This is a genomic window from Klebsiella aerogenes KCTC 2190, assembly GCF_000215745.1.
Classification (GTDB): Bacteria; Pseudomonadota; Gammaproteobacteria; order Enterobacterales; family Enterobacteriaceae; genus Klebsiella; species Klebsiella aerogenes.
On the sequence record NC_015663.1, the window covers coordinates 583,340 to 598,732 of the forward strand.

16 protein-coding genes and 1 tRNA gene are annotated in these 15,393 nt (G+C 55.2%); 5 read left to right on the forward strand and 12 right to left on the reverse strand.

What is annotated here, in order from left to right:
* Window positions 1-85 precede the first annotated feature (85 nt).
* The 3 genes from EAE_RS02840 to actS form a co-directional block, all read right to left on the reverse strand.
* Window positions 86-1,252 (reverse strand): tyrosine-type recombinase/integrase, encoded by a 1,167-nt coding sequence (locus EAE_RS02840; RefSeq protein WP_015703417.1) that lies wholly within the window; start codon window positions 1,250-1,252, stop codon window positions 86-88.
* 163 nt (window positions 1,253-1,415) lie between these two features.
* Window positions 1,416-1,489, reverse strand: a tRNA-Gly gene (locus EAE_RS02845).
* A gap of 80 nt (window positions 1,490-1,569) precedes the next feature.
* Window positions 1,570-2,289: an amidase activator ActS gene (gene actS, locus EAE_RS02850; protein ID WP_015369803.1), complete on the reverse strand. Its 720-nt coding sequence runs from the start codon at window positions 2,287-2,289 to the stop codon at window positions 1,570-1,572.
* 231 nt (window positions 2,290-2,520) lie between these two features.
* Here actS and idi point away from each other — a divergent pair, with 231 nt between their 5' ends.
* Window positions 2,521-3,075 carry an isopentenyl-diphosphate Delta-isomerase gene (idi, locus tag EAE_RS02855; RefSeq protein ID WP_015703418.1) on the forward strand — a complete coding sequence of 185 codons (555 nt, stop codon included), beginning with the start codon at window positions 2,521-2,523 and terminating at the stop codon, window positions 3,073-3,075.
* A gap of 105 nt (window positions 3,076-3,180) precedes the next feature.
* Here the strand turns inward: idi and lysS are convergent, their stop codons facing one another.
* The 5 genes from lysS to xerD form a co-directional block, all read right to left on the reverse strand.
* The gene (gene lysS / locus EAE_RS02860; protein WP_015369798.1) at window positions 3,181-4,698 is read right to left on the reverse strand and encodes a lysine--tRNA ligase; all 1,518 of its coding nucleotides are present in this window, start codon (window positions 4,696-4,698) and stop codon (window positions 3,181-3,183) included.
* A gap of 9 nt (window positions 4,699-4,707) precedes the next feature.
* Window positions 4,708-5,806 (reverse strand): peptide chain release factor 2 gene (gene prfB, locus EAE_RS02865; protein ID WP_096335406.1). Its coding sequence is split into 2 segments (ribosomal slippage): window positions 4,708-5,730 and window positions 5,732-5,806, totalling 1,098 coding nucleotides; the frame shifts between segments, so codons are not numbered across the junction.
* Window positions 5,807-5,891: 85 nt separating this feature from the next.
* Window positions 5,892-7,625, reverse strand: a complete 1,734-nt coding sequence (recJ, locus tag EAE_RS02870) for a single-stranded-DNA-specific exonuclease RecJ (protein ID WP_015369796.1) — start codon at window positions 7,623-7,625, stop codon at window positions 5,892-5,894.
* Window positions 7,626-7,630: 5 nt separating this feature from the next.
* Window positions 7,631-8,344 carry a bifunctional protein-disulfide isomerase/oxidoreductase DsbC gene (gene dsbC, locus EAE_RS02875; protein WP_015369795.1) on the reverse strand — a complete coding sequence of 238 codons (714 nt, stop codon included), beginning with the start codon at window positions 8,342-8,344 and terminating at the stop codon, window positions 7,631-7,633.
* Between the two features lie 22 nt (window positions 8,345-8,366).
* On the reverse strand, window positions 8,367-9,263 hold the full coding sequence (gene xerD / locus EAE_RS02880; protein WP_015703420.1) for a site-specific tyrosine recombinase XerD: 897 nt from the start codon (window positions 9,261-9,263) through the stop codon (window positions 8,367-8,369).
* Window positions 9,264-9,363: 100 nt separating this feature from the next.
* Here xerD and fldB point away from each other — a divergent pair, with 100 nt between their 5' ends.
* Window positions 9,364-9,885: a flavodoxin FldB gene (gene fldB, locus EAE_RS02885; protein WP_015369793.1), complete on the forward strand. Its 522-nt coding sequence runs from the start codon at window positions 9,364-9,366 to the stop codon at window positions 9,883-9,885.
* A 7-nt stretch (window positions 9,886-9,892) separates the two neighbouring features.
* On the opposite strand, the gene EAE_RS02890 is transcribed toward fldB, so the two are convergent.
* Together EAE_RS02890 and sdhE are read right to left on the reverse strand one after the other, a co-directional pair.
* Complete coding sequence (locus EAE_RS02890; protein WP_015369792.1) at window positions 9,893-10,303, reverse strand: protein YgfX; 411 nt, start codon at window positions 10,301-10,303, stop codon at window positions 9,893-9,895.
* On the reverse strand, window positions 10,284-10,550 hold the full coding sequence (sdhE, locus tag EAE_RS02895; RefSeq protein ID WP_015369791.1) for an FAD assembly factor SdhE: 267 nt from the start codon (window positions 10,548-10,550) through the stop codon (window positions 10,284-10,286). The genes EAE_RS02890 and sdhE overlap by 20 nt, the downstream gene beginning before the upstream one ends.
* A 223-nt stretch (window positions 10,551-10,773) precedes the next feature.
* Between sdhE and ygfZ the strand changes: the two genes are divergently transcribed.
* Window positions 10,774-11,757 carry a tRNA-modifying protein YgfZ gene (gene ygfZ / locus EAE_RS02900; protein ID WP_015703421.1) on the forward strand — a complete coding sequence of 328 codons (984 nt, stop codon included), beginning with the start codon at window positions 10,774-10,776 and terminating at the stop codon, window positions 11,755-11,757.
* A 98-nt stretch (window positions 11,758-11,855) separates the two neighbouring features.
* Here the strand turns inward: ygfZ and trhA are convergent, their stop codons facing one another.
* Together trhA and yqfB are read right to left on the reverse strand one after the other, a co-directional pair.
* Window positions 11,856-12,515: a PAQR family membrane homeostasis protein TrhA gene (gene trhA, locus EAE_RS02905; RefSeq protein WP_008806429.1), complete on the reverse strand. Its 660-nt coding sequence runs from the start codon at window positions 12,513-12,515 to the stop codon at window positions 11,856-11,858.
* Window positions 12,516-12,679: 164 nt separating this feature from the next.
* Window positions 12,680-12,991, reverse strand: coding sequence for a N(4)-acetylcytidine aminohydrolase (gene yqfB / locus EAE_RS02910; RefSeq protein WP_015703422.1), 312 nt, complete (start codon window positions 12,989-12,991; stop codon window positions 12,680-12,682).
* A 50-nt stretch (window positions 12,992-13,041) separates the two neighbouring features.
* On the opposite strand from yqfB, the gene EAE_RS02915 reads away from it, so the two are divergent.
* The gene (locus EAE_RS02915) at window positions 13,042-13,776 is read left to right on the forward strand and encodes a MurR/RpiR family transcriptional regulator (protein ID WP_015703423.1); all 735 of its coding nucleotides are present in this window, start codon (window positions 13,042-13,044) and stop codon (window positions 13,774-13,776) included.
* Between the two features lie 113 nt (window positions 13,777-13,889).
* Window positions 13,890-15,323 (forward strand): 6-phospho-beta-glucosidase BglA, encoded by a 1,434-nt coding sequence (gene bglA / locus EAE_RS02920; RefSeq protein WP_015369787.1) that lies wholly within the window; start codon window positions 13,890-13,892, stop codon window positions 15,321-15,323.
* Window positions 15,324-15,393 lie beyond the last annotated feature (70 nt).

Sequence of the window (15,393 nt, forward strand, 5' to 3'; positions counted from 1 at the left end):
ATCATGGATGCACCCTACTTATTTTGTTCCTTTTTCCCCTAAGGTTCAAAAAGTATTTAGATACAAATGTTGGCCTTGACTTTTCTCATTGAGAAATATAATTTGAGTACCACTGCATCATCTCCCTCCTCCCCTCCAGATATTGAGCATGGTTATACGTTCCACGAATTGAGTTCTTATCGACGTGAGCCAGTTGTAGCTCGATCCAAGCTGAGTTAAATCCCTGCTCATGCAAAATTGTACTCATCGTGTGGCGGAATCCGTGCCCTGTGACGCGTCCTGCATAGCCGATGCGCCTTACCAGTACAGTCAATGCCATTTCACTCATCGGTTTCTTAGGATTATTACGTCCTGGGAACAGCAACGTACCTGCTTCAGTCATGGGTTTAAGCTGATTTAGCAGGTCAATTGCCTGGCCTGATAACGGAACCAGATGAGGGCGGCGCATTTTCATTCGCTCTGCTGGTACGTTCCAAACCTTCCGCTCAAAATCAAACTCCCGCCACTCCGCTTGCCTCAATTCCCCAGGCCTTACTCCAGTCAAAATAAGTAATTGCATAGCAATCTTAACAATCACACTACCGGCATAGGTGTTTAGAGTCCGAAGAAACTCTGGCAATTCATCCTGGGTTAAAAAAGCATAGTGCTCTTTCTCATGAGGAGTTACGGCGCTAGCTAGAGCAGGTGCTGGATTGTACTCGGCCCTACCAGTCACAACAGCATACTTCCAGACCTCTCCACAACGCTGGCGAACCTTACGGACCTTCTCAGTTGCTCCTCGTGCTTCTATTTTTGAAAGAACAGCAAGCAGCTCCATCGGCTTGATATCTTTGATTGGCCGATGACCGATATAAGGAAATACATCCTTTTCAAAAGTTCTCAGCATTTCTTCGCGGTAGGAGACAGACCAGCGGTCATAGCGACGCTGATACCACTCCCGGGTGATAGCCTCAAATGAGTTTTCTGCGTTTTGTTGACGACTAAGTTTCTCAATTTTTCGTTCAAGAGAAGGATCATTGCCAGCAGCTAATGTTCTTTTAGCATCCTCACGCTTACCTCGAGCTTCAGATAAAGAAACATCAGGGTAAACGCCAATAGCGAGCAGCTTCTCTTTACCTAATGAACGGTATTTGAGACGCCAGTATCTTTTGCCGTTGGGATTAACCAGCAGGTAAAGACCACCACCATCGGCCAGTTTGTAGGGCTTCTCTTTAGGTTTTGCAGTTTCAACCTGACGAGCTGTCAGCTTCATTGGGGGTACCTCTCAGCAGGGGTACAATTATACCCCCATCCATACCCCCACATTGAGCTTGACCCTGGGGGAGTAAAATTGAGTTCAATAGACTAATTGAATGCTATAACTGCTGTTTTATCAAGGAAAAGTTGAGTTTGGTAGATTTCAGGGGAGTTGAGTTTGGAGCGGGCGAAGGGAATCGAACCCTCGTATAGAGCTTGGGAAGCTCTCGTTCTACCATTGAACTACGCCCGCGAAGAGGTGCGAAAAGCATTATAGACCTTACGCACCCTGTGGCAAGCCCGAATTGGGCTAACTGCTGATAAAATAACCTTTTAGCACTTAGGCTTACTGCCTTGCGGCGGCAGATAACGCAGCGGGTCGATGGCCGTGGCGCGATAGCGAATCTGGAAATGCAGCCGTACGGAATCGGCGTCCGTACTGCCCATGGTCGCAATCTGCTGGCCAATCTTCACGCTCTGGCCGTTGTTAACCATCATCTTATCGTTATGCGCATACGCGGTGATGTAATCCTCGTTATGCTTAATCATAATCAGATTACCGTAGCCGCGCAGCTGGTTGCCGACGTAGACCACCTTACCGGCGCCGGCGGCGTAAACCGGCTGGCCGCGGGTACCGGCGATATCGATACCTTTATTGCCGCCATCGCGGGTGGAGTACGGCATCACCACTTTACCGCTGGTCGGCCAGCGCCAGCAGCGCTGCCCCACAGGCGGCCATGAGGACTGCGGCACCGCCGATGATGGCGTCACGGCGGCTGTGCGGGTGCTGGAGGATTTTTTCCCGGCTGTGCTGCTTTTTGCTTTCGAACCGCCGTTAAGTTTCAGCTTCTGCCCGACTTCAATAGTATATGGCGGAGAGATGTTATTCAGGCGCGCCAGATCGCGTACGCTGGTGCCGGTACTACGGGAGATCGCATACAGCGTATCGCCGCGTTTCACGGTATAGGTGGACCCAGAATCGGAAGTACTGGAACAGCCGGCTAAAGTCAGGCTAGCAAGCAGCATTATCGCGATATAAAAGCGTGTTTTCATCAGGCGTCCTGCACTCAACGGTTTCTCATCTCGGCATCATGGGCGAATATCATACCAGCCCGATGGACGATCCCCAATGTTCTGGGCTTTTTCTACTATTGTTCTCGCCCGACGAATACCTGCAGGGCTTGTTTTGGTAATGCCTTTCTCCCATTTATGGGCTACCCTAGTGGCCTGAGTACATGACCCGGCGGGTTTGTGCCGGGTCATTTATTTTTTTCAGGAGTCGTCATGGCCGGGGAACACGTCATTTTGCTGGATGAGCAAGATAAACCCACAGGTATGCTGGAGAAGTATGCCGCCCACACGCTCGATACCCCTTTGCATCTCGCGTTTTCCTGCTGGTTGTTCAATGAGCAAGGCCAGTTCCTGGTCACGCGCCGCTCGCTTAGCAAAAAAGCCTGGCCCGGCGTGTGGACTAACTCAGTGTGCGGACATCCGCAACAGGGCGAAACCTTCGAGCAGGCCGTCACCCGGCGCTGCCGCTTCGAACTGGGCGTCGAGATCGCTGATATTGCCCCCGTCCACCCGGCCTTCCGCTACCGCGCCGTCGCACCGAATGGCATCGTCGAAAACGAAGTCTGCCCGGTTTTTGCCGCACGCGTGGTCAGCGAACTACAACCTAATGATGATGAAGTCATGGATTATCAGTGGGTTGAGCTGCCGGAAATGTTAAGCGCGCTGGCCGCTACCCCGTGGGCCTTTAGCCCGTGGATGGTGCTGGAAGCCAAAAACAAAAACGCGCGTCAGGCGTTGATAGACTTTGTCGCGCGTTTACGCGCGTAACCGCGAGTGACGAGCATTAAAGAGCCGGGCTACGCCAGCGACGAACCTTGACATCAAATATAAAAAAACCCGGCAAGCCGGGTTTTTGCTTTTCGCGAAAAGCGATTATTTCTGCGGACGCATCGCCGGGAACAGAATAACGTCGCGGATGGTGTGGCTGTTAGTGAACAGCATCACCATACGGTCGATACCGATACCCAGACCGGCGGTCGGCGGCAGGCCGTGCTCCAGCGCGGTGACGTAGTCTTCGTCGTAGAACATCGCTTCGTCGTCGCCGGCGGCTTTCGCATCAACCTGATCCTGGAAGCGCTGCGCCTGGTCTTCCGCATCGTTCAGCTCGCTAAAGCCGTTACCGATCTCGCGGCCGCCGATGAAGAATTCAAAACGGTCGGTGATTTCCGGGTTCACGTCGTTACGACGGGCCAGCGGAGAAACTTCTGCCGGGTATTCGGTGATGAAGGTCGGCTGGATCAGATGCGCTTCCGCCACTTCTTCGAAGATCTCGGTCACGATACGGCCAAGACCCCAGCTCTTCTCAACTTTGATGCCGATAGACTCAGCGATCGCTTTCGCGGAATCGAAGTTATCCAGATCCGCCATCTCGGTTTCCGGACGGTATTTCTTGATAGCTTCACGCATGGTCAGTTTTTCGAACGGCTTGCCGAAATCGAAAGTCTGATCGCCATAAGGCACCGCGGTATTACCGAGGATGTCCTGCGCCAGGGTGCGGAACAGGGATTCGGTCAGCTCAATCAGGTCTTTATAATCCGCATAGGCCATATAGAGTTCCATCATGGTGAACTCTGGGTTGTGGCGAACGGAGATCCCTTCGTTACGGAAGTTACGGTTGATTTCGAAGACGCGTTCGAAGCCGCCAACTACCAGACGCTTGAGGTACAGTTCCGGCGCGATACGCAGGTACATGTCCAGATCCAGCGCGTTATGATGGGTGATGAACGGACGCGCGGAAGCGCCGCCTGGGATCACCTGCATCATCGGGGTTTCCACTTCCATAAAGCCGCGGCCAACCATGAACTGACGGATGCCAGCCAGGATCTGCGAACGTACTTTGAAAGTGTTACGAGATTCGTCGTTGGAGATCAGATCGAGGTAACGCTGACGGTAGCGCGCTTCCTGATCCTGCAGGCCGTGGAATTTGTCCGGCAGCGGGCGCAGGGCTTTGGTCAGCAGACGCAGTTCGGTGCAGTGGATGGACAGCTCGCCGGTTTTGGTTTTGAACAGCTTACCGCGGGCGGCGATGATGTCGCCGAGATCCCATTTTTTGAACTGATCGTTGTAGACGCCTTCCGCCAGGTCATCGCGCGCGACGTACAGCTGAATGCGGCCGCCGACGTCCTGCAGGGTAACGAAAGACGCTTTACCCATGATACGACGGGTCATCATGCGGCCAGCAACGGCCACTTCGACATTCAGCGCTTCCAGCTCTTCGTTTTCTTTGGCATCGAAGTCAGCGTGCAGTTGGTCAGAGGTATGGTCACGACGGAAATCGTTCGGGAATGCGACGCCCTGCTCACGCAGCGCAGCCAGCTTCTCACGACGGGTTTTCAGTTCATTATTAAGGTCAATTGCCGCGTCAGCGCCCTGTGCTTGTTGTTCAGACATGTTGGTTCCTCATAACCCTGCTTTCAAACTTGCTTCGATAAATTGGTCCAGGCTGCCGTCGAGCACCGCCTGAGTGTTGCGGGTTTCCACCCCGGTGCGCAGATCTTTAATACGCGAGTCGTCCAGCACGTAAGAGCGGATCTGGCTGCCCCAGCCGATGTCGGATTTGTTATCTTCCATCACCTGCTTCTCGGCATTTTTCTTCTGCATTTCCAGCTCATAAAGCTTCGCTTTCATCTGCTTCATGGCCTGGTCTTTGTTCTTGTGCTGCGAACGGTCGTTCTGGCACTGCGTCACCAATCCGGTCGGGATATGGGTAATACGCACCGCGGATTCCGTACGGTTAACGTGCTGACCACCGGCGCCGGACGCGCGGTATACGTCAATGCGCAGGTCGGCTGGGTTAATTTCGATATCGATATCGTCATCAACTTCCGGGTAAACGAACGCCGAACTAAAGGAGGTATGACGGCGGCCGCCGGAATCGAACGGGCTCTTACGCACCAGGCGGTGAACGCCAGTTTCAGTACGCAGCCAGCCGTAGGCGTAATCGCCAATGATTTTGATGGTCACGGATTTAATGCCCGCGACTTCACCTTCGGATTCTTCGATGATTTCGGTCTTAAAGCCGCGCGCTTCCGCCCAACGCAGGTACATGCGCATCAGCATGCTGGCCCAGTCCTGGGCTTCGGTGCCGCCGGAACCGGCCTGAATATCGAGATAGCAGTCGGCGCTGTCATATTCGCCAGAGAACATGCGGCGGAACTCAAGCTGCGCCAGCTTCTCTTCCAGCCCGTCCAGCTCGGCAACCGCTTCGTTGAAGGTCTCTTCGTCTTCGGCTTCTACCGCCAGCTCCAGCAGTCCGGCGACATCTTCCAGACCCTGGGTCATCTGATCCAGCGTTTCGACGATAGCTTCCAGGGAAGAACGTTCTTTGCCCAGCGCCTGTGCGCGCTCAGGTTCGTTCCAGACGTCCGGCTGTTCCAGCTCGGCGTTTACTTCTTCGAGACGCTCTTTCTTCGCATCGTAGTCAAAGATACCCCCTAAGAACGTCGGAGCGCTCCGTGAGGTCCTGAATGCGGTTTTTTACCGGATTTATTTCAAACATGGTCGGTTTCTTTTAATGGATTTGTCAAAATGCGGTGATAAGAGCGGAATTCTACCGGATTCGCGCCCTTATTAATACACTGTTGTCAATTTGGCCAGAGGTGATCGATGATCAGCTGCAGGCTACGGTTGCCGCGGAACTCGTTGATGTCGAGCTTGTAGGCTAACTGTACTTCACGCACGCCGTTATCCGGCCAAATGGAAGTATCGATGTTGAAGGCAATACCGTCCAGCAGCGGCCCGCCGTCAACCGGCTCGACCATCACTTTCAGATGACGCTCGCCCACCAGCCGCTGCTGCAGCAGGCGGAAACGGCCATCAAACAGCGGTTCCGGGAACATCTGCCCCCATGGCCCGGCATCGCGCAGCATCTGCGCCACTTCCATGCTCATCTCCGCCGCCGCCAGCGGGCCGTCGGAAACCACCTCACCCTGCAATAATGCGGGATCCAGCCACTCGGTCACCAGCTCGCCGAAGCGCTGTTGAAACTCTTCAAAACGCGCCTCTTCCAGCGATAAGCCCGCCGCCATCGCGTGGCCGCCAAACTTCAGGATTAACCCAGGATAAAGCGTATCAAGGCGCTCCAGCGCATCGCGCATGTGCAGCCCCTGAATGGAGCGGCCAGAACCTTTGAGCGTGCCGTCGCCGGTAGGCGCAAAAGCGATAACCGGGCGATGGAAGCGCTCTTTAATCCGTGATGCCAGAATGCCGACCACCCCCTGATGCCATTGCGGATGGTACATCGCCAGCCCGCCGGGCAGGGTGTCGCTACTGCGTTCCAGCTGCTGGCACAGAGTCAGCGCTTCGGCCTGCATCCCCTGCTCAATCTCTTTGCGCGTCTGGTTAAGCGCATCGAGCTCATTGGCCAGCACCCGCGCTTCGCCGATGTTATCGCACAGCAGCAGTGCAACGCCGACGGACATATCATCCAGCCGTCCCGCAGCATTCAGGCGCGGCCCGAGGGCGAAACCGAGATCGCTGGCGGCAAGCTTTTGCGGATCGCGGTTGGAAATTTCCAGCAGCGCTTTAATGCCTGGCCGACATTTTCCGGCGCGAATGCGGCTTAACCCCTGCCAAGTCAGGATGCGGTTGTTGGCATCTAACGGCACCACGTCCGCAACGGTGCCCAGCGCCACTAAATCCAGCAGCTCGGCAAGGTTTGGCGCGGCGATACCGCGGGCCTCGAACCAGCCGTTATCGCGCAGGAAGGTGCGCAGCGCCAGCATCAGATAAAACGCCACCCCGACCCCGGCCAGTGATTTTGACGGGAAGTCGCAATCGCGCAGGTTAGGGTTAACGATGGCCTCCGCCGCCGGCAGCGTATCGCCCGGCAGGTGGTGATCGGTCACCAGCACCGGGATACCGAGCTTATGGGCGTGATCGACGCCGGCATGTGATGAAATGCCGTTATCGACGGTCATGATCATCTGCGCGCCGCGCGCGTGCGCCTGCTCGACCACTTCCGGGCTTAAACCATAGCCGTCTTCAAAACGGTTCGGCACCAGATAGGAAACGTTACCGTAGCCCAGCGCGCGCAAGGCGAGCACGCTGAGCGCGGTACTGGTGGCGCCATCGGCGTCAAAATCGCCGACCACCACAATATGTAACCCTTTCTGGAAAGCGTCATGCAGCATTTCAACGGCTTTTTCAACGCCGGTGAGTTGCGTCCATGGCAACATGCCTTTGACGCCGCGTTCCAGCTCCTGCGCGCTGCGCACGCCGCGGCTGGCATACAGCCGCTGCAGCAGCGGCGGCAGGTCGGCGGGAAGGTCGACGCCATCAACCGCCTCGCGGCGGCGTAGTTGTATCTGTTGTTTCACGCGAATCAGTTACCGCTTGTCTGTTTTTGATGCTCGTCGAGGAAAGCTTTAAGCTCTTTCGGCCCCTGATAGCCCGGCAGCACCATGCCGTTGCTGAGAACCATCGCCGGGGTGCCGTTGACGCCCATTTGCACCCCGAGGGTATAATGTTTGGCGATATCTACGCTGCAGCTCGCCGGCTGTACGCCTTTACCATTCATGGCGTCATCCAGCGCTTTATTACGATCTTTCGCACACCAGATCGCTTTCATATCCTGCTCGGCCTGGCTTTGCAGCCCCTGGCGCGGGAAGGCCAGATAGCGCACGGTGATCCCCAGCGCGTTATAGTCGCTCATCTGCTCGTGCAGCTTGTGGCAGTAGCCGCAGGTGATGTCGGTAAAGACGGTAATGACATGCTGCTCCTTCGGCGCTTTATAGACAATCATCTCTTTGGTTAAGGCGTTCAGCTTGCCGACCAGCAACTGGTTGGTGACGTTAACCGGCTGCGCGCCGCTGACGTCATACATCGGTCCCTGAATAATGTGTTTGCCATCGTCAGTGACGTACAGCACGCCGCTGTCGGTGAGCACCGTGCTCATCCCGGAAACCGGCGACGGCTGGATATCGGTGCTCTGCACACCCAGTTTCGCCAGCGACTGTTTGATCGCCGCGCTATCGGCATGCGCCGCGCCGGAGAGTGAAGCCGCCAGCAGGGTGAACATCAATAAACCTTTTTTCATACTCAGTCCTTTTATTCAGCACTCACGCCCGCGGGTGATGCTGTTGATGAAGTTGTCGTAAACGTTCGGTCGCCACGTGGGTGTAGATCTGCGTGGTGGAGAGATCGCTGTGTCCTAACAGCATCTGTACCACGCGTAAATCGGCGCCGTGATTGAGCAAATGCGTGGCAAACGCATGACGCAACACGTGCGGGGAGAGCTTCGCGCTGTCGATCCCCGCCAGTACGGCATAGTGTTTAATGCGGTGCCAGAAGGTCTGGCGCGTCATCTGCTGCGCGCGCTGGCTGGGGAAAAGCACGTCCGAAGCCACGCCGTTCAGCAGCCACGGGCGGCCGTATTCAAGGTAATTTTCTACCCATGACACCGCCTCTTCGCCCAGCGGCACCAGCCGCTCTTTGTTGCCTTTACCAATGACCCGCAGTACGCCCTGTCGCAGGCTGATATCGCTCATCGTCAGGCCAACCAGTTCGGAGACGCGCAGGCCGGTGGCATACAGCACTTCCAGCATCGCCTTATCGCGCAACTCCAGCGGCTGCTCCACCAGCGGCGCCTGCAGCAGACGCTCAACCTGCGCCTCGCTGAGATCTTTCGGCAGCCGCTGCGGCAGCTTCGGCGAAGCCAGCAGCGCGCTGGGATCGTCCGGGCGGACTTTCTCCCGGTACAAATGCTGGAAGAAGCGGCGCACGGCGCTAAGCAGCCGTGCGGTACTGGTCGCTTTGTAGCCGCCGGTTTGCCGCTCGGCCAGCAGCGCCTGTAAATCGTCGCTGCCGACGCTCGCCAGCGACAGCCCGCGATGATGCAGCCACTCCACGAGCATCGTCAAATCGCGACGATAGGCGCTGAGCGTGTTCTCCGCCAGATTACGCTCCAGCCAAAGGGCATCGAGAAACTGTTCAATTTGTGCCAGATCCTGTTTCACATCGGCCTCTTTGTTCGTTATACGCCCTCATTATGCCTTAAGAGGCCGCCTTTCTGGTACACTGGGCGCAATTCACGGCAAGAATTGAGACGTTTACGCGATGAATATAGGTCTTTTTTACGGCTCCAGTACCTGCTACACCGAAATGGCCGCGGAAAAAATCCGCGATATCATCGGCCCCGAGCTGGTGACGCTGCATAATCTGAAAGATGACTCCCCCGCGCTGATGAGCCAGTACGACGTGCTGATTCTCGGCATCCCGACCTGGGATTTCGGCGAAATTCAGGAAGACTGGGAAGCGGTCTGGGAACAGCTCGACGCCTTAGATCTGAATGGCAAAATCGTCGCGCTGTACGGCATGGGCGATCAGCTTGGTTACGGCGAATGGTTCCTTGATGCGCTGGGGATGCTGCACGATAAGCTGGCGACCAAAGGCGTGAAGTTTGTCGGCTACTGGCCAACCGAGGGCTATGAGTTCACCAGCCCGAAACCGGTTATCGCCGATGGCCAACTGTTTGTCGGCCTGGCGCTGGATGAAACCAATCAGTACGACCTGAGCGATGAGCGCATCCAGAACTGGTGCGAGCAGATCCTCGGCGAAATGGCGGAGCACTTCGCCTGATCCTGAGTTAGTCGTGCGCCGGTTTTTGCAGCACCAGCCGGCGCAAATCCCGCCATTCTCCCGCATCCATACTATCCGCCGCCACCCACAAATGCTGGCTACGGCCGGTTTCCGCATGCTTCAGGCGCAGCAGCATCCCGCTGCTGATAACCCATGGCGTCCCGACGATATCCCATTCCGTTTTTTGCCACCGTAAACGGGAATCGATCAACAGCTTAATTTCTCCCTGGCAGGCGTGGATCCGCCGCTGGCTGCGCACGCAGTCAAACACCACCAGCGATAGCAACAGGAGCCAAATCGGGGTGTAGCTTAACGGCCAGGGCATGAGCAGCACTATCGCCGCCACCACCCCGTGCAGCAGCAGCGAGAACCACTGCGAACGCCAGGAAATACGTAAATCAGATTGCCACAGGACCACGTTCCCGATTCCGAGTCTGGATTAAATTAATCATCCGTTGAAGTTGCGCATCTGCCGGCTTGCCGTGATTCATCAGCCAGTTAAACAGATCCGGATCATCGTTCTCCAGCAAACGGATGAACAGGCGCTTGTCGTCATCGCTGAGCGTGTCGTACTCATACTCGAAAAACGGCATGATGGAGATATCGAGTTCGCGCATACCGCGGCGGCATGCCCAGTGGATGCGAGCTTTGTTGTTAATGTCCATGTTGTCCTTCCAGCATCAAGATATAGCTTAGTTTAACCCTTTTTAGGCACTTACTTTACAGTAATATCGCCTTGTGCGAGCAGCATTCCATAAAAGCCCAAAATCCGGTTGGCTATTCACCGCATCCTGAGGGCACAAATGGCTTGCCGAAAGCGCTTGCATTGCACCATAGCTCTTTTACCATTAGTCATTCACTCTGCGTTAAGCTATTCAGGATATGACTATGGCTTTTACACCTTTTCCTCCGCGTCAGCCCTCTTTTTCCGCTCGTCTGCCGTTAACGCTGATGACGCTGGATGATTGGGCGCTGGCGACGATTACCGGTCCGGATGGCGAGAAGTATCTGCAGGGGCAGATCACCGCCGATGTCAGCCATTTAACCGCCGATCAGCATCTGCTTGCCGCGCACTGTGATGCCAAAGGCAAAATGTGGAGCAACCTGCGCGTCTTCCACCGCGACGGCGGTTTCGCGTGGATTGAGCGCCGCAGCCTGCGCGAAGCGCAGCTGACCGAACTGAAAAAATATGCCGTCTTCTCCAAAGTCACCATCGCCGCAAACGACGATCTGGTCCTGCTGGGCGTTGCCGGTTTCCAGGCGCGCGCCGCGCTGGCTCCATTGTTCGCCGCGCTGCCGGACGCTGGTAAACCGGTGGTCACCGAAGGCGTGACCAGCCTGCTGTGGTTTGAACATCCTGCCGAACGCTTCCTGCTGGTGACCGATGCCGACACCGCCAACCGGGTGACAGACGCGCTGCGCGGCGAAGCGCAGCTTAACAACAGCCAGCAGTGGCTGGCGCTGAACATCGAGGCCGGTCTGCCGGTTATCGACAGCGTAAACAGCGCGCAGTTCATTCCGCAGGCGACCAACCTGCAAGCGTTGGGCGGTATCAGCTTCAAGAAAGGCTGCTACACCGGCCAGGAAATGGTCGCCCGGGCGAAATTCCGCGGCGCCAATAAACGCGCGCTGTGGACGCTGGCGGGTACCGCCAGCCGGGTGCCGGAAGCCGGGGAAGATCTGGAGCTGAAAATGGGCGACAACTGGCGCCGCACCGGTACGGTGCTGGCAGCCGTACAGTTGGATGACGGAAGCCTGATGGTCCAGGTGGTGATGAATAACGATATGGAACCGGACAGCGTGTTCCGCGTGCGTGATGATGCCGGCAGCCTGAGCATCAAGCCATTGCCGTATTCGCTGGAAGAAGATTAAGGAACAGTTCCCGGCTTGCGGCGCTTGCGCCTTAGCCGGGCTACCAGCCTGCAGAATATCGTGACCGCGGCAAGCGCAGCGCCGCCGTGGACGTTTGATCAGGACTGGCCGACGTAAAGATAAATCGCCAGGAAGTGACACACGCTGCCGCCGAGCACGAAGCCGTGCCAGATAGCGTGGTTATAAGGAATACGTTTGCAGACGTAGAAGATGACCCCCAGCGAGTACACCACCCCGCCAACCGCCAGCAGCGTTACCCCGCCCACCGCCAGCTTCACCGCCAGTTGATAGACCACGATAAGCGACAGCCAGCCCATCGTCAGATAGGTCACCAGCGACAAAATTTTAAAGCGGTGCGCGATAGTCAGCTTAAACAGGATCCCCAGTAGCGCCAGGCTCCAGATGACAATCATCAACCCCTTTGCCAGCGGCGAATTCAATCCCACCAGCAAAAATGGCGTGTAGGTTCCGGCAATCAGCAAGTAGATGGCGCAGTGGTCGAATTTCTTGAGCCACTGTTTCGCCCGCTGATGCGGGATAGCGTGATAGAGCGTGGAAGCGAGGAACAGCATAATCATACTGCCGCCGTACAGGCTGTAGCTGGTGATCGCCGTCGCGCTGGCGTTCGTGTCTACCGCCTGCACCAACAGCAACACGAGGCCGACAATACCGAACACCAGTCCGATCCCGTGACTGATGCTGTTGGCAACTTCCTCTGCCAGAGAATATCCCTGAGTGATTAATGGTTTGCGAACCATATTTTGACTCCGTGAAAACAAGAACGCTTTCATTGCCCACTTAGGTTAACTGAGAATGATTCCAGTGAACACCTGTTAGCTAAAATAAAACGATGTATATTTGTAAATACATTAAAATCATAGTGTTACAACAATATTTCAACTAACAGTTGTGCTGGTTTTATTTAAAGACGTTTGAATTCAATAACATAAAACCGATCTTCCGCAGGATAGATTTCACTGATGACCTGCCGCAGTTGTTCGAGGGTCATATTCTCCTGTTGAGCATGCTGTTCAGTTAGCGTGTCGAGGGTCACCGTTGAGGTCGCGGTAACGGCGATAGTGCAGAAGTAGCCGTCATCTTCATAGCGTCCGACGCGCAGCACATCACCGGCCTTAAAGTGCGACTCCGCCGCATCGCGAATGGTGATCGTTTTGCGCCCGGCCAGGATGTCGTCCTGAAAACGCTGAAAAAAGGTAATGTCATTAGCCTGCATGATATAATTCCGTCCTGGTCTTTATGAATTGTGAGTTCGCCACTGTGAGTATGTTCTCCCACGCCGCTGTCGCTAGTCTCAATAATCTTGAGATGATGGTCTACCACTACGTCATTAAGAATCGTGACAAAGTGATGTACATGACTATTCGCGAACTGGCCGAGGCCGCCGGGGTCTCCACCACTACCGTGTTGCGCTTCTGTCGCAAACTGCAGTGCGAGGGCTACTCTGAATTTCGCGTACGCTTTAAATTATATCTTGAGCAGAATGAGCCTCAACAGGCAAATATCGGCGCCAGCGAAATAATGAGCTTTTTTAAAAGCGTCAATAATGACGAGTTCGATCAATTGCTCGAACAGGCCGTCGATATTATTCTCTCCTCCGAGCGTATTATTTTCGTCGGCGCCGGCACCTCCGGCGCGCTGGCGAAATATGGCGCGCGCTTCTTTTCCAACGTCGGGAAATTCAGCAACCATATTGACGATCCTTATTTCCCGGTCACCAATGATATGGCCCGCAACGCGCTGGCGATTGTGCTTTCCGTCTCCGGTGAAACCGAAGAGATCCTGCGCTTTGCCAGCCAGTTCAGCCTGCATCACTGTAAAGTGATGTCGATTACCAGCCATGAGCATTCGCGGCTGGCAAAACTGGCTGATTTCAATCTCTCCTGGCACGTGCCGCAAACGCGCATCGGCGGCGTTTACGATATTACAACACAGATTCCGGTGATATATATTCTCGAATCCCTGGGGCGTAAATTAGCGCGCAAAATCGGCTTAAAATAACAGCCTGTTTTTTCGATGTAACATATTACCTTTAGCGGGATTTGTTATATCGTGACATTCAATTTCGCTTTGCTAGACTCAATCGCAATAGTTATTCATAGAGATTAGCAAAGATGAAAAAATTGACTCTTCCCAAAGACTTTTTATGGGGCGGCGCGGTCGCCGCGCATCAGGTTGAAGGTGGCTGGAATAAAGGCGGCAAAGGCCCCAGCATCTGCGACGTTTTAACCGGCGGGGCGCACGGCGTGCCGCGCGAAATCACCCAACAGGTCGAAGCGGGTAAGTATTACCCTAACCATGAAGCGGTTGATTTTTACGGCCACTACAAAGAAGACATCAAATTGTTCGCCGAGATGGGTTTCAAATGCTTCCGCACCTCTATTGCCTGGACCCGCATCTTCCCGCAGGGCGACGAAACTCAGCCAAATGAAGAAGGGCTGAAATTCTACGATGACATGTTTGATGAACTGCTGAAGTACAACATCGAGCCAGTGATCACCCTTTCCCACTTTGAAATGCCGCTGCATCTGGTACAGCAGTACGGCGGTTGGACCAACCGCAAAGTGGTCGATTTCTTTGTGCGCTTCGCCGAAGTTGTCTTTGAGCGTTATAAGCACAAAGTGAAATACTGGATGACCTTTAACGAGATCAATAACCAGCGTAACTGGCGCGCGCCGCTGTTCGGCTACTGCTGTTCCGGCGTGGTCTATACCGAGCATGAAAACCCGGAAGAGACCATGTACCAGGTGCTGCATCACCAGTTCGTCGCCAGCGCGCTGGCGGTGAAAGCGGCGCAGCGCATCAACCCGGAAATGCAGGTCGGCTGCATGCTGGCGATGGTCGCCCTCTACCCTTACTCCTGCAAACCGGAAGATGTCATGTTTGCCCAGGAGTCGATGCGCGAACGCTATGTCTTTACCGATGTCCAGCTGCGCGGCTACTACCCGAGCTATGTGTTGAATGAATGGGAACGCCGCGGCTTCAACATCAAGATGGAAGACGGCGACGCGCAGATCCTGCGTGAAGGCACCTGCGCCTATCTCGGCTTCAGCTACTACATGACCAACGCGGTGAAAGCCGAAGGCGGCACCGGCGATGCCATTTCCGGCTTCGAAGGCAGCGTGCCGAACCCGCATGTGAAAGCCTCCGACTGGGGCTGGCAGATTGACCCGGTTGGCCTGCGCTACGCCCTGTGCGAATTGTATGAGCGCTACCAGAAGCCGCTGTTTATCGTGGAAAACGGCTTTGGCGCCTACGACAAAGTAGAAGCCGACGGCAGCATCAATGATGACTACCGCATCGATTATCTGCGCGCCCACGTCGAAGAGATGATTAAAGCGGTGACTTATGACGGCGTTGATCTGATGGGTTATACCCCATGGGGCTGCATCGACTGCGTCTCCTTCACCACTGGCCAGTACAGCAAACGCTACGGCTTCATCTACGTTAATAAACACGACGACGGCACCGGCGATATGTCCCGCTCGCGCAAGAAGAGCTTTAACTGGTACAAAGAAGTCATTGCCAGCAACGGCGAGAATCTGTAATTAACCGCCCTCTCCCGGCCGGGAGGGGGCAAATCACTTATCCGCCAGACACTTCTTTACAGCTTTACCA